This is a genomic window from Cellvibrio polysaccharolyticus (assembly GCF_015182315.1).
GTDB classification, from domain to species: Bacteria; Pseudomonadota; Gammaproteobacteria; order Pseudomonadales; family Cellvibrionaceae; genus Cellvibrio; species Cellvibrio polysaccharolyticus.
On sequence record NZ_PRDL01000001.1, the window covers coordinates 2,837,834 to 2,862,739 of the forward strand.

Annotated in this window: 18 protein-coding genes; 5 read left to right on the top strand and 13 right to left on the bottom strand. The window is 50.6% G+C overall.

The genetic code is table 11. The features are described from left to right. Positions 1 to 138: 138 nt before the first annotated feature. A complete protein-coding gene (locus C4F51_RS12155; protein WP_193910155.1) occupies positions 139 to 954 on the top strand; it encodes a universal stress protein in 816 nt (271 codons plus the stop codon). Between the two features lie 98 nt (positions 955 to 1,052). Here the strand turns inward: C4F51_RS12155 and C4F51_RS12160 are convergent, their stop codons facing one another. The 3 genes from C4F51_RS12160 to purL form a co-directional block, all read right to left on the bottom strand. Next, positions 1,053 to 1,712, bottom strand: coding sequence for a hypothetical protein (locus tag C4F51_RS12160; RefSeq protein WP_193910157.1), 660 nt, complete (start codon positions 1,710 to 1,712; stop codon positions 1,053 to 1,055). Positions 1,713 to 1,755: 43 nt separating this feature from the next. Next, positions 1,756 to 2,571 carry a polysaccharide deacetylase family protein gene (locus C4F51_RS12165; RefSeq protein WP_193910159.1) on the bottom strand — a complete coding sequence of 272 codons (816 nt, stop codon included), beginning with the start codon at positions 2,569 to 2,571 and terminating at the stop codon, positions 1,756 to 1,758. Positions 2,572 to 2,735: 164 nt separating this feature from the next. Next, entirely contained in the window at positions 2,736 to 6,599 is a 3,864-nt protein-coding gene (gene purL, locus C4F51_RS12170) for a phosphoribosylformylglycinamidine synthase (RefSeq protein WP_193910161.1), read from the bottom strand. Positions 6,600 to 7,126: 527 nt separating this feature from the next. Between purL and mltF the strand changes: the two genes are divergently transcribed. Continuing rightward, positions 7,127 to 8,647, top strand: coding sequence for a membrane-bound lytic murein transglycosylase MltF (gene mltF, locus C4F51_RS12175; protein WP_193910163.1), 1,521 nt, complete (start codon positions 7,127 to 7,129; stop codon positions 8,645 to 8,647). 14 nt (positions 8,648 to 8,661) lie between these two features. Here the strand turns inward: mltF and tadA are convergent, their stop codons facing one another. From tadA to C4F51_RS12215, 8 genes are all read right to left on the bottom strand, one after another. Then, a complete protein-coding gene (tadA, locus tag C4F51_RS12180; RefSeq protein ID WP_328701363.1) occupies positions 8,662 to 9,195 on the bottom strand; it encodes a tRNA adenosine(34) deaminase TadA in 534 nt (177 codons plus the stop codon). Continuing rightward, a complete protein-coding gene (locus tag C4F51_RS12185; RefSeq protein WP_193910165.1) occupies positions 9,192 to 9,440 on the bottom strand; it encodes a DUF1653 domain-containing protein in 249 nt (82 codons plus the stop codon). Before C4F51_RS12185 ends, tadA begins: the two co-directional genes overlap by 4 nt. A 160-nt stretch (positions 9,441 to 9,600) precedes the next feature. Further along, positions 9,601 to 10,203, bottom strand: coding sequence for a hypothetical protein (locus C4F51_RS12190; RefSeq protein ID WP_193910167.1), 603 nt, complete (start codon positions 10,201 to 10,203; stop codon positions 9,601 to 9,603). A gap of 63 nt (positions 10,204 to 10,266) precedes the next feature. Next, positions 10,267 to 11,757, bottom strand: coding sequence for a tryptophan halogenase family protein (locus C4F51_RS12195; RefSeq protein ID WP_193910170.1), 1,491 nt, complete (start codon positions 11,755 to 11,757; stop codon positions 10,267 to 10,269). A 65-nt stretch (positions 11,758 to 11,822) separates the two neighbouring features. Further along, on the bottom strand, positions 11,823 to 13,355 hold the full coding sequence (locus tag C4F51_RS12200) for a tryptophan halogenase family protein (protein ID WP_193910172.1): 1,533 nt from the start codon (positions 13,353 to 13,355) through the stop codon (positions 11,823 to 11,825). Between the two features lie 20 nt (positions 13,356 to 13,375). Next, positions 13,376 to 14,392 (bottom strand): cupin-like domain-containing protein, encoded by a 1,017-nt coding sequence (locus C4F51_RS12205; protein WP_193910174.1) that lies wholly within the window; start codon positions 14,390 to 14,392, stop codon positions 13,376 to 13,378. A gap of 270 nt (positions 14,393 to 14,662) precedes the next feature. Then, positions 14,663 to 17,929, bottom strand: a complete 3,267-nt coding sequence (locus C4F51_RS12210; RefSeq protein WP_193910176.1) for a TonB-dependent receptor — start codon at positions 17,927 to 17,929, stop codon at positions 14,663 to 14,665. Positions 17,930 to 18,568: 639 nt separating this feature from the next. Beyond that, positions 18,569 to 19,222, bottom strand: coding sequence for a hypothetical protein (locus C4F51_RS12215; protein ID WP_193910178.1), 654 nt, complete (start codon positions 19,220 to 19,222; stop codon positions 18,569 to 18,571). 428 nt (positions 19,223 to 19,650) lie between these two features. On the opposite strand from C4F51_RS12215, the gene C4F51_RS12220 reads away from it, so the two are divergent. The 3 genes from C4F51_RS12220 to C4F51_RS12230 all read left to right on the top strand — a co-directional run bounded on the left by C4F51_RS12220 (position 19,651) and on the right by C4F51_RS12230 (position 23,048). Continuing rightward, positions 19,651 to 21,114, top strand: coding sequence for an MFS transporter (locus C4F51_RS12220; protein ID WP_193910180.1), 1,464 nt, complete (start codon positions 19,651 to 19,653; stop codon positions 21,112 to 21,114). A gap of 26 nt (positions 21,115 to 21,140) precedes the next feature. Then, positions 21,141 to 22,172, top strand: coding sequence for a glycoside hydrolase family 43 protein (locus C4F51_RS12225; protein ID WP_193910181.1), 1,032 nt, complete (start codon positions 21,141 to 21,143; stop codon positions 22,170 to 22,172). Between the two features lie 228 nt (positions 22,173 to 22,400). After that, the gene (locus C4F51_RS12230; RefSeq protein ID WP_193910183.1) at positions 22,401 to 23,048 is read left to right on the top strand and encodes a 7-cyano-7-deazaguanine/7-aminomethyl-7-deazaguanine transporter; all 648 of its coding nucleotides are present in this window, start codon (positions 22,401 to 22,403) and stop codon (positions 23,046 to 23,048) included. Between the two features lie 97 nt (positions 23,049 to 23,145). Here C4F51_RS12230 and C4F51_RS12235 read toward each other — a convergent pair whose 3' ends face one another. After that, positions 23,146 to 24,159, bottom strand: coding sequence for an NAD(P)H-quinone oxidoreductase (locus C4F51_RS12235; RefSeq protein WP_235992329.1), 1,014 nt, complete (start codon positions 24,157 to 24,159; stop codon positions 23,146 to 23,148). Positions 24,160 to 24,190: 31 nt separating this feature from the next. Continuing rightward, entirely contained in the window at positions 24,191 to 24,829 is a 639-nt protein-coding gene (gene pdxH, locus C4F51_RS12240) for a pyridoxamine 5'-phosphate oxidase (protein ID WP_193912572.1), read from the bottom strand. Between the last annotated feature and the right edge of the window lie 77 nt (positions 24,830 to 24,906).

Genomic DNA, 24,906 nt, shown 5'->3' on the forward strand with positions numbered 1-24,906 from the left:
ATCACAAATGACGCGCAGTTTAATCCATATCAATAAGGAATCGCGTTTGCCGCTGTAAAAAATTCACGGCGATTGATATGCTAGGCCCAAACTGATAAATAACAACTTCCCCTGAACGGGATTCCAGCAGGAGCCGCTATGTCCAAGCAACAAAAGCTTTTCGTTGTCGTTGATCCTTCCTCAGAGCAACACATCGCTCTCGAGCGAGCCATTATCATTTCCAAACTGAAGCCAACCAAACCTTTCCTGTACGTATTTGTTGCGGTTGACCATGATGCCGTTGATCTGCGCGCAAGCCATGACACCCTTTTCCGCACCCAGCAGTGGTTTATCGACACCATTCGTGCCCCGCTGGAAGAAGCCGGCATTGAATACCTGATCGAAGTGTCCTGGTCCAACGAATGGCAAAAATCTATCGTGAATTCTGCCAAGCGTTTTGGCGCTGACCTGATTTATCTGCCGGTTCACGCCAAGCAAAACAACAGCCGCTTCACTTTCAGTGAATCCAAGTGGGAACTGTTGAAAGCGGCCAATTCACCGGTAGTGCTGATTCGTCCGGGCGCGCATACCGAGCGTAAAATTATTCTGGCTGCTATCAACATGCAGGCACAACGCGATGTGCAACGTGAAGTTAACCGCCTGATTATCCAGAACGGCCATTTCTATGCCGACCTTTACGGCGCAGAGTTGCACGTTGTTAACGGTTATCTGGATTCCATGAACTACCCGGATCGCGGTCGTCTGGCCAATGAAACCAAAGTGCCAGCCAACCGTATTCACGTGCGCAACGGCTACTCGTCCGATGTAGTTTCTGCCGTTGCAGAAGACATCAATGCTGACCTGGTGATTATGGGTACCATGGGCCAGAACGGCATGACCTCAACCCGTCGTGGTAATACCGCTGAACGTATTATCGCTGCACTGGATATCGATGTAATGGTAATCAACCACTAATCGTTGATTGAAAAAACAGGTTGAGCTTGAAAAAACCGGCCCCAAAGGCCGGTTTTTTTATGGCGATGCACAAGGCATCCACTTATTCACACCGCATTTTAGGGCGACTGCAATACCAGCGCATTCAGCTGAATACGCAAGGTGGCCAGTGACTGATCAAATACCGCAGCAATCTGCGGGTTATTAGCCATCCAGTTACCATCCTCCCGCGAAATACCAATAGAGCCGGTCATCACCAGGCGTGCCAGCAACACATTGCTGAGAGAATCTACCAACTCAATTTTCAGGGTGAGGCTGTTCACCTCGTTCTGATAGCGCTCCAATGCGCGCGCATGTGCATTTCCCGTTACATCGAGTTGCACCGGCGCGATGCGTTCAATGGCCGCTCGCACAGTCATTACTTCACGCCCGGCATCCAAAGACGTAGCGTAGCTGCCATCAGCAATAAAATGATGAATCAGCGCTGACAGATAATGTTCTCGGAAAAAAAATTTTTCATCATCGCTCAGTGCACGCAATACACCACCGGCACCACTCACCGCATCCAGTTGCAACTCGGGCAAAATCACACCCTGGTAGCGCGCAAAATCGGCTCCCGGCACCACAAAAAAACCGTCTTCGCTGACGACTTCCGCTACTGGTAACGCCGCCGATGACTTTCCTCCGGAGCTGGTGGAACAACCGGAAACTGCCAGCAGCGTAAAAAGTGCACAAAAAAATCTGAAAAATATCACCTGTTTAGCCTGCACTTTTTTCACTCAGCCTCCGGAGTCATCTTGTGAATGCAATCATCAATCGTACTTAACGTGCATTCTGCTCATTAACGTATTTCATTATGTTGATAAATGTATCAACCCAGTAAATATCGCGGTTATCTGCCAGATATTTCAGCAAGGTATCATGCGCTTCGTTGGTAATACTCAGGTGATCACCACCAATACCATGAAAGGTAAAGTGGATCATAGTACCTGCTTTTTCGGCCTGCTTGACCAGTTCAATGAGCTGTTCACCGGAAACATCGTGAGGCGCCAGTACGCTGACGTAAGCCGGGTCAACCGCTTTCATATCGGTTTCAATACCGGCAAAGCGCGACTTTATCGCGACAAAATCGCCCCGAATTGCATCCACATAATTACGCTTGCCGATCATCACATCGCCACAGGGTGTAGTAAAAGTACGCTCGGTTTTACCATCGACCGCATGCAAATAACGGCTGGCGATACGAATTTGGTCAACATGTTGTTCCAGCGTGGTTTTATCCAGATCGTAAAACGGGCTTACCCATTCACGGCCAGGGCCGGAGGCAGAACATTGATGAAAGATGGTGTGATTGCCCAGTTCATGGCCATTGGCCGCTGCTGCTCGCCATTCGGGCAAACGCTGATGCAATACATCACTGGAAATAGTGACATAAAAACTGCCTTTGAAACCGTGACGATCCAGCGCCGGTATCGCATTATCCAGCTGGCTGTTTAATGCATCGTCGTAAGCGAGATTAACAGCAGCGCGCACGTTTCCCGGCCACTGAAAAGTGTCAGCAAGTGCTTGTGAAAAAAAACCGGAACCGCATAACACCCATAGTAAAGAACGGAGTAAAACAGGAGCGTTGGCTTTCATAAATCTTCCTTTTTTATCGCTTTTGTGAAGAAAAAATAGTGGTAAAGAAAGTAATACAGACAATAAAAAAACCGGCTGGCGGCGCTAATAACATGCCCACGCAACCGGTTGTTCAATGAAACGCTTTAATCAGGCACATCCCTGTGCCGTAAAAACCTGACAACTTATTCCACAAAAACCCGCGCATTGCGGAACAGACGTAACCAGGCGCCATCGCCCTGCCAGTCATCCGGGTGCCAGGAGTTGGTAATCGCGCGGAAAACACGCTCCGGGTGCGGCATCATAATCGTGGCACGACCGTCCAGACTGGTGACACTGGTAATACCAAATGGCGAACCGTTCGGGTTAGCCGGGTAAACTTCTGTCGGCTTCAAATGGTTGTCAATAAAACGTACCGCTACGGTGCCGCTGTCATTACAAGCGCGCAGCGCTGCTTCATTGGCAAACTCGGCATGACCTTCACCGTGTGCCACAGCAACCGGCAGATGTGAACCCGCCATGCCTTTGAACAATACCGAGGGCGATTCCTGAATTTGCACCAGGCTGACACGCGCTTCGAACTGTTCAGACAGGTTGCGTACAAAACGCGGCCAGTGGTCTGCGCCCGGAATCAGCGATTTCAAATTGGAAACCATCTGACAGCCGTTACAAATACCCAGCGTGAAAGTGTCATTACGGTGGAAGAAACGTTCGAAACCGGCACGCACGTTTTCATTGAACAAAATGGTTTTTGCCCAGCCTTCGCCTGCACCCAATACGTCACCGTAAGAGAAACCACCACAGGCCACGATGCCTTTGAAGGCATCGAGCGATACGCGACCAGCCAGCAAATCGCTCATGTGAACGTCAACCGACTGGAAGCCGGCGCGGTCAAATGCCGCTGCCATTTCTACATGACCGTTAACGCCCTGCTCACGCAACACCGCCACTTGCGGACGCACGCCGGTGTTAATAAAAGGCGCGGCCACATTTTCATTAATATCGAAGCTGAGTTTCGCACTGAAACCCGGATCTTCTTTGGTAATTGCATCAAATTCCTGCTGCGCACAAACCGGGTTGTCACGCAGGGATTGAATGCGGAAGCTGGTTTCAGCCCAGGTCGCTTGCAGCGCAGCGCGAGCCGCTTCAAATACCACCTGACCATGATGACGCACACGCACATGGTCATCGTTATTCAACTGACCAATCACGTGTACCGGCACACCGGCGTTGGCAAAACGCGCCTGCACGGCGGCACTGTGCTGACGGGAAACCTGCACCACCGCACCGGCTTCTTCACTGAACAAAGCGGCAATCAGTTGTTGATCTGCGAGGTCAATATCCACACCCACGTGACCGGCAAATGCCATTTCGGCCAGGGTTACAAACAGGCCGCCATCACTACGGTCGTGATAGGCGAGCAGTTCGTCAGCCGCAAGGCTTGCCTGAACCGCGTTGAAGAAACCTTTCAGTTGTTCTGCCTGATCCAGATCGGCAGGCACATCGCCCAGCTGGTTATAAACCTGCGCAAGAATGGAACCACCCAGACGGTTTTTACCATTACCCAGGTCAACCAGCAGCAATTCGCTATCACCTTTATCGGTGCGCAATTGCGGGGTCAGCGTTTGGCGAACATCCAGCACCGGTGAGAAAGCGGAAATAATCAATGACAGCGGTGCAGTTACTGCTTTGTTCTCGCCGCGATCCTGCCAGGCGGTACGCATGGACATGGAGTCTTTACCGACCGGAATGGTAAGCCCCAACGCCGGGCAAAGCTCCATACCTACCGCTTCTACGGTGCGGTAGAGTTTTTCGTCTTCGCCTTTATGGCCTGCAGCGCTCATCCAGTTGGCAGACAATTTGATGTCTGACAGCTTTTCAATTCGGGTGGCAGCAATATTGGTGATAGCTTCTGCTACCGCCATACGGCCGGAAGCCGGTGCATCCAGCAGCGCTACCGGGGTGCGCTCACCGACGCTCATGGCTTCACCGAGGAAGCTGTCGTAGCTCACCGTAGTCACCGCACAATCAGCCACCGGCACTTGCCAGGGACCAACCATCTGGTCACGTACCACCATGCCGGTTACCGAACGGTCACCAATGGTGATCAGGAAGTTTTTGCTGGCTACCGCCGGGTGTTTGAGTACGCGATCTACCGCCTCGGTGAGATCAACTTTATCGGCAGAGAAAGCCGTCACCGGTGCCTGATAGCGCTCGGCAACGCGGTGCATTTTTGGTGGCTTGCCAAACAGTATCGACATCGGCAAATCAACCGGTTTGGCGTCGAAATGTTTGTCGTTTACCAGCAGGTGTTTTTCGTCGGTAGATTCACCGACCACCGCATAAGGGCAACGCTCACGAGCACAAATGGCTTCGAAGCGCGCCAGATCTTCCGGTTTGATCGCCAGTACATAGCGTTCCTGGGATTCATTACACCAGATCGCCAGCGGACTCATGCCCGGCTCGTCGTTGGGCACATTGCGCAGCTCGAACTTGCCGCCGCAACCGCCATCTTTGACCAATTCAGGGAAGGCGTTGGACAAACCGCCCGCGCCCACATCGTGAATAAAGGCAATCGGGTTGGCATCGCCTTGCTGCCAGCAGGCATCAATAACTTCCTGACAACGGCGTTCAATTTCCGGGTTCTGGCGCTGTACCGAGGCGAAATCCAGATCTTCGGAAGATGAACCGGACGTCATGGAAGACGCCGCACCACCACCGAGACCAATCAGCATCGCCGGCCCGCCGAGCACAATCAGTTTGGCCCCAGCCGCGAAAGGCGGTTTGTCGACGTGTTCGGTTTTAATGTTGCCGTAACCACCCGCCAGCATGATCGGCTTGTGGTAACCGCGACGTTCACCGTCAAAATTTTCCTCAAAGGTACGGAAATAACCGGTGATGTTCGGGCGGCCGAATTCATTATTAAAGGCAGCACCACCCAATGGGCCGTCAATCATAATATCCAGCGGCGTAACAATGCGGCCCGGCTTGCCGTAATCCTGCTCCCAGGGCTGTACGAAATCCGGGATTTGCAGGTTGGATACCGTAAAACCGTTCAGGCCGACCTTGGGCTTGGAACCACGCCCTACCGCACCTTCATCGCGAATTTCACCACCCGAACCGGTGCCGGCGCCCGGGAAAGGAGCAATCGCCGTGGGGTGGTTGTGGGTTTCCACCTTCATTAACAGGTTGATGGCTTCCTGGTTGTAACCGTACACCTTGCTTTGCGGGTCCGGGTAAAAACGACCGGCTTCCGGGCCGGTAACCACCGCGGCGTTATCGGCATAAGCAGACAGCACATCTTCACCGCCCTGCTCATAGGTGTTTTTGATCATTTTGAAGAGGCTGCGCTCCTGATCAACACCGTCGATGGTCCAGGAGGCATTAAAAATTTTGTGGCGGCAATGTTCAGAGTTGGCCTGGGCAAACATCATCAATTCAACATCGACCGGGTTGCGACCCAGTGTCTGGAAACTTTCCACCAGATAGTCGATCTCGTCGTCTGCCAGGGCGAGGCCGAGTGCGGTATTGGCGGTAGCCAGCGCTGCGCGCCCGCCACCCAGGATATCCACCGTGGTTTGCGGAGCTGGCTGCTGGCGAGTGAATAACTGCGTAGCCTCATCAAAAGAGCCGAATACGGTTTCCACCATGCGATCGTGCAACTGCGCAGCAACCTGCTGGCGATCTGCCTCACTCAAAGTACCGCTAACAAAATAGGCGACACCGCGCTCAAGACGACGAATCGCTTCCAGACCGGTATTTTTAGCAATATCGGTCGCTTTGGAAGCCCAGGGAGAAATGGTGCCAATACGGGGAAGTACCAGAAACAACTGGCCTTCATGGCTGACGTCACCTTCGGTTTTCGGACCATAGGTCAGCAGTTGCGCCAATACCGCCTGACGGGCTTCGTCGAGCGGTTCGCTAACATCGGCGAAATGCACAAACTGCGTGCTCAAACCGGTAACGGACGGAATGTGTTGTTGCAGTCCGGCCAACAGTTTCAGGGTGCGAAAATTTGAAAGAGCGGGAGCGCCACGCAAAATCAGCATAGGGGATCGAGCCTCAAGCATCGGGGGAGAATATAAAGAAGGACGCAATTGTACTTGATCTGGTCAGCTAAGGCAGCTTTTGTCGGCAGATAAAAATTTATAGCATGCCTCTCAAAATGGCGCAGGTTTATCAGACTTAACGCACATTTTTACAATTAAATTCACCCTCTTCCAGGCGGATTTTCAAAACCCCGCCTATACTGCAACAGCTTGAATTTACAGGGATTAATGCTAAACGCTCACTTTTTTTCAGGGTATGACTAACCTATCCATGCTCAAAAAACAAGCTGGCAGAGGCATTTTGAAATCGCTAGAATCGCGCAAAATTTGACCGAGTCAGGCAAATACTTCTGCAACAGTCAGCCAATTTCGGCTGCTGATCACGTGTTACATCAACTAAATCGGGCAACCGGTTTTCCAGAAAAACGACACTCGCCCACGGCAGTTTTCGAATAGACGGACAGATGAACACCAGGAGCTATTCCCATGGATCAGACTCCAATCCGTAACTCCGGAGATCTCAGGATATGGATAAAGGACAAGATACACGCATGATCTTAAGGCCACTTTCGCTTATCAAAGTAATCACCGGACTGACCATCGTCCTTTGTACCTTTCTTTTGGTTCGCAGTTATCAGCCCACTCTCCTTGAGCAAGTTAAAGCCCAGGGCGAATTGCACGTGGTTTCCCGTAATGGACCCACGACGTATTACGAGACGCCAAACGGCTACTCGGGCTTTGAATATGAACTGCTAAAAGGCTTTGCCGATGAACTGGGGGTAGACCTGGTGATTCGCGATGAGCGTCGTATTGACGATATGCTCTATCAGCTTTCTACCCGGGCCACTCACCATCTGGCCGCCGCCGGCATTGTTGTTACGCCCAAGCGTAGCGATCGCGTGCTGTTCAGCCAGCCGTTTATGGATATACACCAGCAAGTCATCTATAACACCCGCAAACCGGCTCCGAAAAAGCTGGAAGATCTGGTGGGCCGTGATTTGGTGGTCTCCAATAAAAGCGCTCACCTCGACCGCCTCGAAGAACTGAAAGAAACCTGGCCGGAACTGAGCTGGCGTGAAGTAGTGGGCGCAGAGATGTTTGATCTGCTGGAGATGGTGCACAAGGGTGAAGCGGATCTGGCGATTATTGATTCGAATATTTTTGAATTGCACCGCTACGTGTATCCGCGAGCAAAAGTTGCCCTGAATATCAGCGAGCCACAACATCTTGCCTGGGCATTCCAGAACACGCTGGATCGCTCTTTATATGATGCGGCAGAACAATACCTGCAACGGGTACAGCAGGATGGCACCTTGCAACGCATTACCGAAAACTTCTATCGCCCGCCACCGATTGAAGAAGTGACCACCGCCGATGCGTTGATGTTCACTTACCGTTTGACCGAGCGCTTTCCACAATGGGAAAACCATTTAAAAGAAGCCGCCGACGATTTTGAGCTGGACTGGAAACTGTTGGCCGCCATCAGCTATCAGGAATCTCACTGGGACCCGAAAGCCGTATCACCGACCGGCGTGCGCGGTTTGATGATGCTGACCCGTGCAGCCGCCAGCGAAGTGGGCGTAAACGATCGCGTTGACCCTAAACAAAGCATCTTTGGTGGTGCGCAATATTTGAAAAACCTGCTGGCTCGTATTCCGGCACGTGTTACCAACGAAGAAGACCGTTTGTACATGGCGCTGGCCGCTTACAACGTAGGGCTTGGCCATCTTGAGGATGCACGGGTACTGACCGAGAAAAACGGTGATGACCCGAACAAGTGGGATGATGTGCGCAAATACCTGCCGCTGCTGTCCAAGCGCCAGTACTACACCAAAACCCGCCATGGTTACGCACGTGGTTGGGAGCCAGTTGCTTACGTGAAAAAAGTGCGCAACTACCACAAAATCATGGCATGGCACGCAGAACAGGAAGAGCGTCGTCTGGCGGTAGCGCAACACGACAACCGCTCGCCGGAAGAAAAAGCCCGGGATGCATCGGGTAATGTTCTCTCGCGCAACGCGCTGGATACCGGCTTCCCGATTCTTTAAGGTTTAATCTCGAATCAGACCGAATCATCAAGGCCGCTGTTGGCAACCACAGCGGCTTTTTTTTGTTCTTTTTCCAGCCGTTGTTGTTCCCGTCGCTTGCGGAAAAAATCGCTGAGCTGGTGCTGGCAGTTAGCGGCAAGTACCCCGCCCACCGCCGCCACCTTGTGATTAAAAAAAGCGGACTCCAGTAAATTGGCTCTGCTTTCTACCACACCGGCTTTCGGTTCGGTGGTGCCATAAACCACCCTCGCCACACGGGCATGCACCATAGCACCGGCGCACATAGTGCAGGGTTCCAGAGTGACATACAGGGTGCTGCCTGGCAGGCGATAATTATTTTCCCGGGTGGCGGCATCGCGCATCGCGACAATTTCTGCATGCGCCGTGGGGTCGGATTGGCTGATAGGGCAATTCCACCCTTCCCCGAGAATTTCTCCATCGCGCACAATAACCGCCCCCACCGGCACTTCGCCCAGCAATTCACCTCTGGCTGCCAGGGTCAGGGCGTAGGCCATCCAGTCGTTGTCGGTTTTATCCCACTGGCTCACTGCGATGCTGCCTCGGGAAAATCATTGCCCGAAAACACTTTCAACCACTGGAAGCGTGCCACTTCTTCACCGGCAATGGTGACGGTTTCCTGAAACATCGCCAAAGGCCGAACCCACCAGGAATAGTCGCCGTACAGGCAGCGATAAACCACCAGCAACTCACCGGTTTCGCTGTGCGTAGCAACGCGAGTAACCTGATAAAGCTTGCCTTTGTAATGACGATACACGCCGGGCATTAACGACATGGCCTGCTACCTTTGCAAAAATCAACGGGAGGAAGCCGGCATTATAGGCGCGCAGCGCCGGGTGAATCCAGAAGTGCAATAAAACCGCACAACGGCAACACCAGGCTGCGGACAAACGTTGGATTGCATGGACAGCCGCCTGATGCGCCAGAATACCGGGCTAGTCAGCGGCAGTCAGAATCTCAATAGATTTTACATTCAGGGTTGCGTGACCACCCTGGCTATCATCCAGAGCGGGCGCCAGATAAATTGCACTGACATTCTCCAGAATTAAACCAACATCGTTTGATGTCGCAGGCGTCCATGCGGGGCGGGAAAAGTCGGCGAGACTGACCGTGACGGTTTTCCAATCTTCTGCTGCCGGTAACAAGGTTTGATAATGCGCATAGCTGTTATCACCATCTTCACCAAAATCCCGCTGTGAAAATTTCATCAATAATGCTTCCGAACATTGGTAGGTAATACGCACGGCTTGAGTGCCACCAAGATGACCGTCCGGGGCATGATAAATAAGCTCGATCCAGGTATTACGATCCGCCGCAGGTTTGGGCGCTCGCTCAAACGCAATTCTGGCCGCGCCGTCTTTGATCAGCGAATCACCGGTAATAACTTTTGAACCGTAAGGATCAGCACCGTAACTCCAGAGATCGGGATTTTGCAGTGAAGGATGCAGAGCATTATCCTCTGCCCATGCGAAAAAGGGCGCAATAAAAAAAATGCTCCCTAAACCCAGGCGTGCTCCAATACTTTTGCATAAAGACATGTCGATATTTCTCCAGAGTGATAGTAAAAATGTTAGAAAGTCAGCAACCGTGTGGGCTGTACATCAGGACAACAACTCATTATGTGTTTTGAAATTCAAGCCACACCGCCGGATGAAATCCGCCACCTCGACAAGGTCGTAAGGTGACTGATATCGGACATGAGCTTCAATTGACGGGAAAACACCGTAACCTGCCAGCAAACAGGCCCAGGATTTGGGTTGATAGCTGCCTACCAGATTATTGAGATGCATATCTCTTGAGAAATCTTCGCTGTGACGCCAGAAATGTAATATTTTTTCAAGATTTTCTGACAGATGGGTATTGGCCGCATTGTCACGCCAATAGTCGGTGTCCTTTCTTTGATTAACCTTATAATGGCAAACAATATAATCGCGGACACCTTCAAACTTGGCGTTGATCTCCTGGTTGAAGTTATCTGAAAATTTATTCGTGTATGATCCGTTCTCGTAATGTTTCATAAAGCGCATAACCGTTTCGCAGGAGAGCGCTAACGCCGTTGCCTCCAGAGGCTCGATAAAGCCTTGCGACAGGCCTACAGCCACGCAGTTTTTTTCCCAGTGTTTTTCAGCACGTCCCACTTTCATTTGCAGATGTCTCACAGCCACATCGCTATCACCCACATTGAGGTGTTGCCTCAGTTCGGTTTCTGCCTGCTCAGGTGTTATATATTCATTGCTGTAAACATAACCATTGCCATAGCGATTGGTTAACGGAATTTTCCAGGCCCAGCCATTCGACAGCGCAGTTGAGCGGGTTTCCGGGGGAATCTCACGGGAGATAGGAGTCGGCATTACCACCGCCGCATTATTAAACAAGTTATCTTTAAAGCTTTTGAAATTAACCTTCAAGGCACCTTGCATTAACAGGGATTTGAAACCTGAGCAATCAACAAAAAAATCTGCATCCAGAAAACTATCGTCACTCAATCTTACCGATGCCAATTCTTCATCCGCGTTAAATATAACCTCGGTCAAGGTACCAAAAACCCGTTTTACTCCTCGGCTCAATGCCTTTTCAGCAAGAAATTGTCCGAGCAGGTGAGAGTCGAAATGATAGCCATAAGCCACACCAAACGGAAAAGATTCAGCCGGTATAGGGCCAAGATTATGTTTCGTCAGATAGGTTTCGAGAAAATAATGATCCGGATGAGCATTCACAGGCTTGCCTTGAAGACGGGCTCTGGTATGTTCAAAAAAGACAGGGACGGTATAGTCGTCAACTTGTGCAGGAAAAGGATGAAAATAACTCTCAAACCCCGTAACAGATGACCAGCCTGCAAAAGAAATTCCATTCTTGTAGGTAGCATTGCAGCGGGACATCCATTCAGATTCAGTAACACCAATGGTGTCAAAAAAGAATTTCAGATGCGGAGTACTACCCTCGCCTACGCCAATAATGCCGATTTCGGTAGATTCCAATAGGCAGACTTCAACATCATTCCAGCGGGATACAATCAGGTTGGCCGCCATCCAGCCCGCTGTACCCCCACCCACAATAAGTATTTTTTCAGGTTTTCCGGTTGTATCTGCCATAAATAGATTCACATATTGGTTAACTGATTAAACGCAGCCATCAGGCACATGATTTTTTTGCACAGTCAGCGAACTTTATTTTGAGCAGCGAATTTTTTAAATGCCGTCAACCATTCGCGTTGCGACATTAATGAGTCGGCCTGCTGCTCTGACCTACCTATGTGCTCGACGATTTTTTGCCTGGCGCGCTGCCCCACTTCATCACTCACCACCGGCGCACGAGTCGGGTAGTCCATGCCATACAGCACCCACAAGTAACTCTCCGCATGAAACAGATCAAAACTGCTGCCGAAATCGGTGCGCTGAGGAATAGAGTAGCGGAACATTTCCAGACGCTCTTTCAAAAGATCAGACCGCTCTACCTTCTCAGTTACATCTCGCCAAAACCGGGTGTCTCTCCTGTCTGAAATGCAGTAATGCAATTGGATAAAATCGAAAATTCTTTCCCAAATGGCCGTGGCAACTTCATTACTGTGTTTGGCATAAAGAGGCATATCTTCTGTGTTAACCGGAAATTTTCTGGCCAGCATGCCGGCACAAAAGTCCGTGATAAATAGTGAGGTAGCTTCCAGCGGTTCTATAAAACCTTGCGCAAGCCCCAGGGTCACGCAGTTTTTTTCCCAGAAATTCTCTCTGAAGCCTGCTTTCATCGGGATTTTTCGAACCTGGGTACTCTCAAGCTTTTTACCGTGATATTGGGAGAACTTCGCTAATGCTTCGTCATCAGTCATGTGCCTGGAAGAGTACACCAACCCGGTACCACGACGGGTCGTCAAAGGAATATCCCAGATCCAGCCAGCACCATGTGCTACTGCTTTGGTGTAAGGAAAAATGCCCTCATCCGGCTCGGAGGCCACTTGCATAGCAAGAGCAGTATCAGTAAGAACAACATCACTTTTGTCAATAAATGGAACCTTTAAGGTTTCCCCCATAAGCAGTGAAGAAAAGCCACTGCAATCAATGTAGAAATCAAACGCCTCATAACCGCCCGAGTCGTATTGAAAACCCTTGATGCTGCCATCTTCGTGGAGCAGCACTTGCTTGACCGTTTCATAAATATGCCTGATACGAAAGCGTTTTTTGGCATTATCCGAGAGAAGCGTGGAAAATTTCGCGGCATCAAAGTGGTATGCGTAATTGATTAAACCCTTATAGGGCGGTGAATTGGGATGTTTGGGACAACGGTTTTTTTCAGCAATATGATAGCTATCAGAAAGCTGTGAAAACCCCGCCACGGACCGGTTTCCCAACCAATAGTAAGTAAGATCATAACCGCCAGGATAGGGAGCATCAAAAGTGTGGTAGTAAAAATTATTCTTCCCGTATTTTTTTGCATCTTTCCAGTTAGAAAATTTAATACCGGCTTTGAAGGTTGCATCGCAATTGATAAGCATATCCACTTCGCTAATACCGAAACTTTGCAAACTATTGCGAATAATGGGAATGGTGCCCTCCCCTACGCCAATTACCGGTATGTCTTTTGACTCAATAACCGTAATCTCAATGTCCGGATCACGAAATAACTCAAGACCCAGATGATTTGCACTCAACCAACCGGCATTACCACCACCGACAATTGCGATGCGCTTTATTTTCATGTTGCGTCCCCGATAATCAATTACTGCTTGAGCCTTTCTATAATGTGGTTTTTAAGCGTCCGCTCGGCCTCCGGTGTTATTTTTCCAATAGCATATTGGCAATGCTCGGGGATGTAGGAAGCCGGATCTACTCCCTGTTTGAAGAGGTAATGGTCAAACATAGCCCGCCAGGCATTTCGTTGCACTGGCGTTAACGTCCGCATCGCCAGCATCGCCATATTCAAACTGTCTAGCGGTGTCGGCTGCATAACTTCTTTTGCGGCAGAACCACTCCACCAGTAGTTCATCAAACCATTGATTTTTTCAAGGGAGTCCACGTGATGCCACCACAAGAGAGGAATGAAAATCGCATCACCAGGATACAGTTCTGCTGACCAGGCATTCTCAAGCGCAGTTTTATAACGCGGGTAACGCTCAAAATCGGGATCGTGAAGATTGACCAGACTGACGGGAGCGCCCGCCGGTGTTAAATTCAGCGAGCCGGGATATAAATTGGCCACCTGGTCTGGAGCAAAAAGAACAAACCGCCGGCGCCCCGCCACCACACAGGCAAGGTTATCGGAACCGTCATAATGGGCACTCACCGTTGTCTGGTTTCCCAACCATAAGCGTGGCTCAACATCCGGAAAAAAATCAGATTTATTGTGACCAGCCAAGCCGGGCAATATGCTGCTCGGCAAAATATTTTGTATTGACGCGGCGGGGTAAATTTCCTTTTTCATTAAATCCAGCAAGCGATCCAGATACAAATCCAGCCGCTCATCGCCTTTAATATAGTTGACCCCTGTCATATCTTCATTGTAAAAAAAACGCCCTTTGATATCGGGATGTCCTAACAGGATACTGGCTTTTTTTCCGGTATAAAAACGCTTTAAATAAGCAACAAATGCCTGTGGCGTTTCTTTTGCGGCGTGCACTAACGGCCACTGTTCTGCAAAGTCTCTTATTACAACCGGCTTTTGCAGCGGCACAATATCGTCAAAAAACTGAGCTGCAGCCAGATTTTTGTATTCGGGAATCTGTTTATAAGTGGTCATATTATTATTCCTGGGTCAACGGGAATATTTCGGGTAAAGCAACAACCAAAACAATACAACAGCGACATCCAATCAACCACCCCACCGGCTCGCTAGCGGGTTAAATTCACCATAACAAATTATTCCCTTATGACACTCCCAAATACGCAGTAGCGATGGGTTTACTTTATCCCTAATACTGTATCTATACCCGGTTTAATGCAAAAAAAGCGCGCAACATTGCTGCTACGCGCTTTTTCAATCAGTACCATTTATTAACTTTTTCCAACATTAGAAGTTGGCACGAACACTCAGAGCATAACGACGGTCAGTGGTAAAACTCAATGCATCCGTTTTAACACCGGCCTGGTTCATTTGATAACGGGTTTTGGTTTCATCATTCAACAGGTTGCTACCTTCAACACCAATTTTCCAATTGTCGTTGATGGTGTAATACAAGCTGGCATCCACCATACCTTGAGCTTTGGCAAAAGCGGGAACATATTCCTCGGATTCACGCAACGTCAGCAAATACTCGGAGCGCCAGGTGTACGCAATGCGGAATGAAATATCGCTGTATTCGTACATGCCCACAATATTCATGTTCTGGTCCGAGTAACCTTGCAATGGCAAGCCACTGAACACACGGAAGGCGTGACGACTGTCATTAACACGCGATCCGTCTTCCTTGAAGCCGAGCGAACCTCCTGCTACATCGTTAGGATCTTCCAAACCTTTCTGGTCAATGTAGGTGTAGTTAAATTGCAAACCCAGACCACTCCATGCCCCGGGCAGGAAGTCGTAGAACTGCGAGTAGGAGAACTCTACGCCGCGGATCGTACCTGAACCGGTATTTGCCGGACCGTAGGCTGATACATCGTAAGTCATACCGTTGTAAGCAACGTCCAGATCGAATTGTCTGTTGCGGATGATGTTATCCAGCTTTTTCTGGAACAGACCCACGGTGACAGAACCTGCCGGTGCAAAGTACCACTCTGTACTCAAGTCAAAGTTTACTGACTCTTCCGGTTCCAGATAAGGGTTGCTGGCCAAGGCTGTCAAATTCATGTTATCGAGCGCAATAACCGGGTTGGTCGCATCACTTTGCGGCAAGCTCGGGTCTTGTAATCTGACATCGTAATCCAGGCTCATCACCGTGATGTTACGAGTATCCATCAAGCTCGGGTAGTACAAGCCTTTGGATACACCAAAGCGCACTACAACATCATCAGCCACACCAAAGCTGAGGTTCAAGCTTGGCAATACCGTATCGTAATCTGTACCTTTTACAGTACTCAACGAAGACTCACCGGTAGCAAGATCATAAAGCGCTTTGTGATCGCGCTGCATGACTTCATTGCGCGAGCTGCCTTCAATACCACGAGTATCTGCCAAAGGTTGCACCAATGCCCCGGTGGATTCCAATTCATAATTCACATAACGCAGACCCACGTTACCCTTCATCGGCACTCTCAATTCATCAAACTCAAAATCACCACGAACATAAAACTCGGTACGTTTTTCATTGGATGAACTGATGTTATGCGCAGCGTATGGCCCTTCTACACGGTTAGGCTTATCGGTGTAAGGCACATAGGTGCCAGTACAAATACCGTTATTAGCTGCACTGCTGGTCGCGTTATGCCAGCCATCTTTACAACCCTGACGAAGGGAGTCGGCATAATTTTTTACCAGTTCCATTTTCGGGAACAGGAAGCTGTCTACATTGCCTTTCAGCACTTTGCCGTTATAAAAATCAGAGAAGTTCACACGCTCGAACAAGTGAGGCTGATTTACCGCGGCAGCAGCCATGCGGTCATCATCAATCCAGGGCGTACCTATCGCAGACCAACCTTCGTAGTTGGTGTTACGCACAGCAAGGTCTTTATCCGAATAGTAAACACCTGCTCTTACGCCGGTCCATGCACCGTCCATTTCGTAGGCAACGTCAAATTTGAAGCTGTCCGCTTTGGCGGTATTGAATTCTTCCTGCTCCATACCTGAGGCCAGGAAGAGATTGGGTTCAGTCGCGATGGGATTACCATCGGCATCCGGAGCCCAACCCGGTGTCGAAATGTTATTGCTCAGGTATTCAATGGTCGGGCGGGAGCCACGCAAGTCAAGGAAGTAAGGTGACACATTGGCCACATGGCCGCCGCGTGTTTGGCCCGCCATGCTGTAGTTGTGTACCACTTGCTCGGAGTCGATGTGCTGATAATCCAGCTCCAGCGTTAACCGATCCGTGGGCTTCAACACCAGGTTGAATGAGGTATCTTCAACGGTGTTTTCGTTGTAGTTCCAGCGGGTGCGATAGTTCATCGGCACTTCTACGTTGGTACCCAACGCAACACCGGATGTTAAGAATCCATTTTTATCAAAAGTGCGCGGATAATTACCGCCTGCACCGTCAATCCAGTCGTGCGAGCTGCGCAGATGACTTACGAAGCCCTGTGCTGCCTGGCCTACCTGGCGCTCAACATATTCCAGTGACGCTTTGGAATTGATGTGCTCCAAAGTAGCAATAACGGTTTCATCGTTATTGGCCCATTGTAAGGAGGTGGTGAAGCCGGTACGCTCGCGATCGTTTTCCGCCGTACTCATATGAATAGCAGCTGGGGTATACCAGGTGACGCCTTCTTCCTGACCGGTCAGGGGTGTGCCTTCATATAAAGGTACGTGCGCATCTTCGGCCGTAATAACATTAGCGGTTGTACCGCAACCACCGCCCCAGGCCTGTGCATTGGGTACGCAAGGGCCGTCATACATGCCTTCTACTTTACCCGGGCCTACCAGCGTTCCCCATTCGTCGTAACTGGCAGCCGGGGTGTTGTCTACACCACGTGAGTGGAAGTTGCCCAGGCCGATACCGTCACCACGGGTTTTGTATTCCGAACGGGAGCCTGCCAGCAGGAAGCCAAACCGACCGGCACTGGTTTCCCAGTTGTCTGCAAACAGTGCGGAAAAAGAAGGTGTAACCTCTTCGCGGAAATCGCCGTAGTTAGCTTTTGCACTGAAGGCAACAACGCGCTCGTTGGAATCGAATGGCTTGCGGGTAATCAGGTTAACCGTACCGGCGATACCACCGGAAATATTATCTGCCGTCTGGTTTTTAACAACCTCAACGGCACCCAGCAATTCAGCCGGAAAATCTTCGTAGCTAAGGCCACCCCAGGGGTTTGCACTGAAGGCATCACGGCCATTAATTTCCGAACGAACACGGTCCAGACCACGCACCAGCACACCGGTACCTTCATCGGCATAGTGTTTAGGATCACTGGAAGAGGCGAAACGTTCAATGGTGACGCCCGGCACACGTTGCAGGGCTTCGGTCACGCTCTTATCGGGCAAGGCACCGATGTCGGAGGCGGTGATCACATCTTTTACCGTGTCAGCATTACGTTTCAGATCCTGGGCGGTTTCAATGCTGCTACGCATTCCCATCACCACGATCTCTTCGACCGCACTACCTTCCTGCGCAATTGCGGCCATGGGCAATACACCTGCCATTGCTGCACCTATCGACAGGCTGAGTATTTTTTTATTCAGTGAAATAGCCATATCTGATCCTTACTCTAATTAATTTTTTGTAATGCACCCCGGATATACATCCGATCCCCAACAGCTTTGGTACTTCTTTCTGCAACAGGTGTACCGATAGTTGCCAGCCAGCCGGACGCGATCTTCCCCAAAAGCCCGCGTTAACAACCGGCTGAAATTATCAGCACTGAAAACCGCTTTTCTTCATCTGACATACCAACTGACGGTACCCCTGACACAAAGAAATTCCATGACGACCACAGTTATTACAGATGCAGTTTTACGCCTCACGGGACAACGTTGTCAACACTTGGGTAACGCTAAAAATCACTCTGAAAACAGGGAAAAACGGCGCGTAAAATTATTTTTATCGAGAAATCATAGAGTTATGAGTGAAACAAACTTTCAAAAAAAGTTTTTTATTTTGCTGACCCAATGATAGTAAATAACAACAAGAAAGACAACGTTGTTTAATGGTGCGAAAAGTAACGGAAAAACGCTATTTTGGTGCAGAAATAAAGAAGCTCGAAATGAATACGGTTTCACCGGAAAATATCCGGCAAAAGTGAGTAGGAAGGAAACAAAAAGGGAAGCAGAAAAAGCCAATCGCCAGCGGGAATAGCAACCTTCCTGCTGGCGATTCAGCTCATGATGACGCAATCATACCGATGGTTTTTCGTTGCTCTCATTCACTATCAATTGGTAAACCATCGATAGCAAACCGATTTGCAGCACCACCATGGTTAGCGAAATCACACTGGAAACCAGGAAAACACGCGGCAACAATGCCGGTAGCAACGCCAGTACCACGGTGTTGACGAACATCACCAGTAACACCAGCAACTGGTGATTGGCCGTAATTCGCCAGGAATCCTTATAGGAAAACTCCTGGTCAATAGCAATTGCCGGAAACACCAGCCCGAGACGAGCGACCACCCAGGTTACCGCAGCCACGGCCAGCGGCCCGCCAATCACCGGTATAACGGCTAACGCCGCAACCGGAATAATGATCAACAACAGCCCCACCGCGTGCAGCGCATAGCGAAGCTCCCGCCGCCCCCAGCCCACAGTGCCCCAGCGCGATACCGAGCCTGGCCCCAACAGCACAATACGATGCACCGTAATAGCCACCAGCACCTGGATGATAAAGGTAACCAGCAGTATGCCGCCCCAGAGCGGGCTGTCCGGTTCCTCGGGTGACAAATAATCAATCACGATAAATGCCAGCAATGGCCATAACAGCGCCTGCAGCAGTTCGCGGCGGTACTGATACAAATAATAGAGAGTAGCGGCGACCGCTTTTTTAAAGGCCATAAAAAATCCAGACAGCATAAGAGAAGCCGTGATTTTACCCTTTGCAGCCTGGGAACCAAACACCGTAATGACACTTTTGCCAACTCCCGGTGGCTGCGCCCGGTTAGGCCCCTGATCAAAAGACCGCTTTTCGTACTTTACGGGAGTGTTGATGACCCGGATAACGGTCACTGTCGGTGGGGTTTCAGCGCTCGCCTTACCCTCGCGGAATTGGCTAACCACCAACCGTTTTTCGTTATTCAGCAGGTCAATCGGGAAACCAACCGGACATGTAATATACTAGTAGACTATAACCCCTGTTTAGCGGCACAATCCCTATCCAATGGAATGGTATTTCCCCTTGTCTCGCCTTAAGCGTGCAACGGAAACTACCGGGAACCATTACGGCAAGTAACATCTTCCATTAACCAATAAAATAAAATATGCCTATGTCCAACTCACAAAAATTATCAGTCACGGAAAAAGTTGGTTACAGCCTCGGCGATCTGGCCGCTAACCTGATCTTTCAAACCCTGCTTACTTTTCTGGCATTTTTTTACACCGATGTTTACGGCATTCCGCCGGCGCAGGCATCCACCATTATTTTTGCCGGCGGCATGATAGGGGCATTTTTCAACCCGGTAATGGGCATTATTGCCGACCGCACCAACACCCGTTGGGGCAAGTTTCGGCCCTGGATTTTATGGACCGCCATTCCCTTTGGCGCGGTCGCCTTGCTGGCCTTCAGCACACCGGACTTCAGTGAAAACGGTAAAGTTATTTACGCCTTCACGACTTATGTGTTGCTGGTAATTATTTATTCTGCCAACAACCTGCCCTACTCTGCATTAAGCGGCGTACTGACCGGCAGCATGGCAGATCGCAACAGCTTGTCGTCCTACCGTTTTGTGGCGGTAATGGTGGCGCAATTTATTATTCAGGTACTCTTGCTGCCGCTGGTACTGATTATGGGCGATGGCGATAAAGCCGCCGGTTTCCATAGCGTGATGTTTTTCTTTTCCATCACCGGTATTGTTTTCTTCCTGATTACTTTTATGACCACCCGCGAACGGGTAATCACCCCGGCAGAAAATCGCTCCGGCATTCTGGAAGACCTCACCGACCTGGTTAAAAACCGCCCCTGGCTGATTATGCTGATTGCCACCATTCTGGTATTTATCACGCTGGCCTTGAAAGGCGGCATGTATATTTATTATTTCAGCAATTATTTAAGCGAAGCTCACTTGGCGGCGTTTTTGAGCAACATTGGTTTCAACGGCTTTATGGCCGGTTTGAATAGCGCGCTCACCAGCATTGGCCTGACTGAATTTGCCTGGCCGGAAGATGCCGCCACCTCGGCATTCAGTTTGTTTAATGCCGTTGGCATTATCATGATGATTATCGGTATCGGCTTTTCCAAGCGATTTGCCGATCGCTTTGGCAAACGCAATGTATTTGCCATTGCCTTGTTCTTATCAACTTTGTTTATTTTTGTGTTTGTATTTTTCCCGCCAGAGGCCATCGCGCTGGCATTTTTGGCGCAGCTGCTGCACGGCTTCTTCTACGGTATTACCACACCGTTACTGTGGGCAATGATCGCCGACGTGGCCGATTATTCGGAATGGAAAAATGGTCGCCGTGCTACTGCGATTATTTTCTCGGCGATGATTTTCGGTTTGAAAACCGGCTTGAGCGTGGGCGGTGCGCTGGTGGCAGCTATTCTCGCCACCTACGGTTATAACCCGCAACTGGACGTACAAAACCCGGAAACCATTAACGGTATCAAACTGGCGGTCAGTGTTTATGCGTCGCTGCCGTTCCTGATTGCCGCAGGCTGCCTGTTCTTCTACCAAATTAACAAGCAAACCGAGCTGCAAATTGAAGCCGAACTTGCTGCTCGCAGAAACATTTGAATACAGCTTTAACGAGGTAACCCTGTATGAGTGAAAAAACCGATCACATTGATTTTGAAACGCTGAATGCCAAAGCGATTTCACAACCACTGGTCACCAACATGTACACCGCTGACCCGTCAGCGCATGTGTTTGATGGAAAAATTTATATTTACCCGTCACACGATATTGATGCCGGCATTCCGTTTAATGACAACGGCGATCATTTCGGCATGGAGGATTACCATGTGTACTCCATGGAATCGCCGGACGGTGCGGTAACCGACCACGGCGTTGCCTTGCATGTGAAAGACGTTGCCTGGGCTGAGCGGCAAATGTGGGCACCGGATGCGACACAGAAAGACGGTAAAACCTATTTCTATTTTCCGGCACGCAATAAAGATGGCATTTTCCAGGTAGGTGTTGCCGTGGGTGATTCACCGGTGGGGCCTTTCGTTGCCGAACCGGAACCGATCCAAGGCAGCTACTCCATTGACCCTGCGGTACTGGCCGATGACGATGGCAGCTATTATTTGTACGTGGGTGGTTTGTGGGGCGGCCAGCTGCAGAAATACCGCGATCACACTTACAGCGAAGCCAATGAAGAACCGGCTGATGACGAGCCGGCGCTTGGCCCCATCGTGGCGCGTTTAAGTGATGACATGAAAGAGTACGCCGAGCCGCTGCGTGAGATCGTTATTCTCGATGAAAATGGCGAGCCGCTGCTGGCTGGCGATCACGACCGCCGCTATTTTGAAGGCCCCTGGGTGCACAAGCACAATGGCTTGTATTACCTGTCTTACTCCACCGGTAATACCCATTACCTGTGTTATGCCTCCAGCGATAATCCTTACGGCCCCTTTACCTACCGTGGCCGCATTTTGAACCCGGTAGTCGGCTGGACAACCCACCATTCCATCTGCCAGTTTGAAGGCAAATGGTATTTGTTCTATCACGACTCCAGTTTGTCGCAAGGTGTTACCCACTTGCGTTCCATGAAGATGGCGGAACTGACCATTCACGACGACGGTACGATTGAAACCCTTGATCCTTATCAGGATTACCAGGTACCGGCATAACCCTTACCGGTTTGATACTGCCCGCCGGGAGAAATCCCGTGCGGGCTTTTTTATAACAGCCATTTTGTGGGCTATCGCCGCACGATGTTTAAAATGGCTCTGGCCGTTTTTTATGCACTGGAACAACTGCGCCTTAGCGCGTAATATGCGCGCCTGCCCGCATCAAGGCGGGTAACAAATTTTTCACGCTGTATGGGTTCCCTCACCCCATTTAAAAAAGGTTTTTTTATGTCTGCGTTCTATTCCTGGCGGGTTTCCATCCCGCTATTGCTGGTGGCGTTTCACCTGCTGATTATTATTGCCAGCAATTATCTGGTGCAATTACCCCTTTCGTTATTCGGCTGGCACACCACCTGGGGCGCTTTCAGTTTCCCGTTTATTTTTCTCGCCACCGACCTCACCGCACGCATTCTTGGCAAGCACAAAGCACGGCTGGTAATCGCCCGGGTCATGCTGCCAGCGCTGCTGGTGTCTTATATTGTTTCGGTTATTTTTCAGGAGGGAAGCTGGCGCGGTTGGAGTTCACTGGAAGACTGGCACAGTTTTGTGTTTCGCATTTCGCTGGCCAGTTTTTGCGCCTACGTGTTGGGGCAATTGCTGGACATTCAGGTGTTTGATCGCCTGCGACGCTTGCCGCAGTGGTGGATTGCACCGGCAGTATCCGGCATTTTTGGCAATGCGCTGGATACCGCGGCTTTCTTTTCGATTGCCTTTTACCGCAGTGAAAATACCTTTATGGCAGAAAACTGGGTAGAAATTGCCACGGTAGATTACGTGATCAAATTGCTGATCAGTTTTATCTTCTTTCTGCCACTTTACGGCATGTTGCTCAACGCTATTGCCCGGCGCCTGGTGGCAGCACAACACAAACCGTAACAGCCTATCGCAAAAAATCGGCAACCCCGGAGCTTATTGAATCCCATAAACACGGGGTTCCAGCTGCAACGCCTGATAAAGAGTTGTTGAGCAGCGGCTAGTGATTGGGCACCAATACTACCTTGCCAATCAGGTTGCCGGACTCCATTAAACGATGCGCTTCGGCGGCTTCGGCGAAGGGATATTCTGCGCTGATCAGCGGTTTGACTTTCCCCTGGGTGATCAACGGCCACACCTGTTGCTCCAGTTCGCGAGCAATTTGTACCTTGATCAAAGGTGACTGGCCGCGCAGCGTGGAGCCGGTCAGGGTTAACCGTTTGATCATTAACGGCATCAAATCAATATTGACCCGGCTGCCCTCCAGAAAAGCGATAGACACCAGCCGGGCATCGCGCGCCGCCGCCGCAAAATTGCGCTGCACATAGTCACCGCCCACCATATCGAGAATCACATCCACACCGCGTCCGTCGGTGAGCTGCTTGATGACAGCCACGAAATCTTCCTCGCGGTAATTGATCGCTTTGGTGGCCCCCAGGGATTCACAAACCCGACACTTTTCTTCGCTGCCAGCGGTGGCGTAAACTGTCACCCCCATGGCCGCCGCAAGCTGAATGGCGAGAGTGCCAATGCCACTGCTACCACCATGCACCAACAGGGTTTCACCGGGCCGTAACGCGGCGCGCTGCCAGAGGTTATGCCATACGGTAAAAGCCGTTTCCGGCAAAGCCGCCGCTTCCACCAGCGACAAACCGGCCGGTACCTGTAAACACTGGGTGGCCGGTGCCACCGCATATTCGGCATAACCGCCACCGTTCACCAGCGCGCAAACCAGATCGCCCCTTTGCCAGCGGGATACCTGTTTGCCGGTAGCGACCACTTCACCGGCAACTTCAAGGCCGAGCAAGGGAGACGCGTCTGGCGGGGGCGGATAATGGCCCAGCCGCTGCAACACATCCGGCCGGTTAACCCCGGCAGCACTGACACGAATCAGCACTTCATCATCTGCCGGTACCGGTAAATTGCCCTCGGCCATGTGCAGCACGTCAGCGGCACCGGGTTCGCGCACTGCAATGTATTGCATCAATGAGGGAAGCGTGGCCTTTGCAGACATGATAAAAACTCCAGGTCAATAACAGGAAAAATCACGGTTCCAGACGTTCAATTTGCCAACCGCCTTCCAGGGTGCGCAGGTACTGAAAACGGTCATGCAAGCGGTGCGCACCGCCCTGCCAGAACTCTATTTCATGCGGAACCACCCGAAAGCCGCCCCAGAAGTCCGGTAGCGGAATTTCACCCTTACCAAATCGCTGTTTCATTTTTTCGAATTGTTGCATTAATACATCGCGCGACGGGATGCTGCGGCTCTGGCGGGATGCCCAGGCACCCAGCTGACTTTCGCGGGGGCGGGAGACAAAATATTTCAACACTTCAGGGGTAGACAGCTGCTCGGCAACGCCGCAAACCTTGACCTGGCGTTGCAATAAATACCAGGGAAAATGCAGGCTGATTTTCGGGTTGTGTTGCAGCTCGACAGCCTTGCGGCTGCCGAGGTTGGTAAAGAAAACGAAACCGCGATCATCGGCTTGTTTTAACAGCACAATGCGCTGGGACGGTTGGCCAATTTCATCCACGGTCGCCACGGTCATGGCATTCGGGTCCGGCATGCCGGTGGCAATGGTTTGCTCCATCCACCGCTTGAATTGCACCATGGGGTTATCGTCGAGATCGCTGCGGTCGAGGCCGCCTTGCGTATATTCCTGACGAAAATGTTCGAGGTTCAATTCCATAACCGGCTCCTGACAAAATAGGTAAATCAACACAGCCGCTTATTAAACGCTGACCGGTCAGTGTTGTCACC

Coding starts and splice junctions, on each gene's coding strand:
- C4F51_RS12155 (WP_193910155.1), top strand. CDS start 139: ATGTCCAAGCAACAAAAGCTTTTCGTTGTCGTTGATCCTTCCTCAGAG.
- C4F51_RS12165 (WP_193910159.1), bottom strand. CDS start 2,571: ATGAAAGCCAACGCTCCTGTTTTACTCCGTTCTTTACTATGGGTGTTA.
- purL (WP_193910161.1), bottom strand. CDS start 6,599: ATGCTGATTTTGCGTGGCGCTCCCGCTCTTTCAAATTTTCGCACCCTG.
- mltF (WP_193910163.1), top strand. CDS start 7,127: ATGGATAAAGGACAAGATACACGCATGATCTTAAGGCCACTTTCGCTT.
- C4F51_RS12185 (WP_193910165.1), bottom strand. CDS start 9,440: ATGTCGTTAATGCCCGGCGTGTATCGTCATTACAAAGGCAAGCTTTAT.
- C4F51_RS12190 (WP_193910167.1), bottom strand. CDS start 10,203: ATGTCTTTATGCAAAAGTATTGGAGCACGCCTGGGTTTAGGGAGCATT.
- C4F51_RS12195 (WP_193910170.1), bottom strand. CDS start 11,757: ATGGCAGATACAACCGGAAAACCTGAAAAAATACTTATTGTGGGTGGG.
- C4F51_RS12200 (WP_193910172.1), bottom strand. CDS start 13,355: ATGAAAATAAAGCGCATCGCAATTGTCGGTGGTGGTAATGCCGGTTGG.
- C4F51_RS12205 (WP_193910174.1), bottom strand. CDS start 14,392: ATGACCACTTATAAACAGATTCCCGAATACAAAAATCTGGCTGCAGCT.
- C4F51_RS12210 (WP_193910176.1), bottom strand. CDS start 17,929: ATGGCTATTTCACTGAATAAAAAAATACTCAGCCTGTCGATAGGTGCA.
- C4F51_RS12215 (WP_193910178.1), bottom strand. CDS start 19,222: ATGGCCTTTAAAAAAGCGGTCGCCGCTACTCTCTATTATTTGTATCAG.
- C4F51_RS12220 (WP_193910180.1), top strand. CDS start 19,651: ATGTCCAACTCACAAAAATTATCAGTCACGGAAAAAGTTGGTTACAGC.
- C4F51_RS12225 (WP_193910181.1), top strand. CDS start 21,141: ATGAGTGAAAAAACCGATCACATTGATTTTGAAACGCTGAATGCCAAA.
- C4F51_RS12230 (WP_193910183.1), top strand. CDS start 22,401: ATGTCTGCGTTCTATTCCTGGCGGGTTTCCATCCCGCTATTGCTGGTG.
- C4F51_RS12235 (WP_235992329.1), bottom strand. CDS start 24,159: ATGTCTGCAAAGGCCACGCTTCCCTCATTGATGCAATACATTGCAGTG.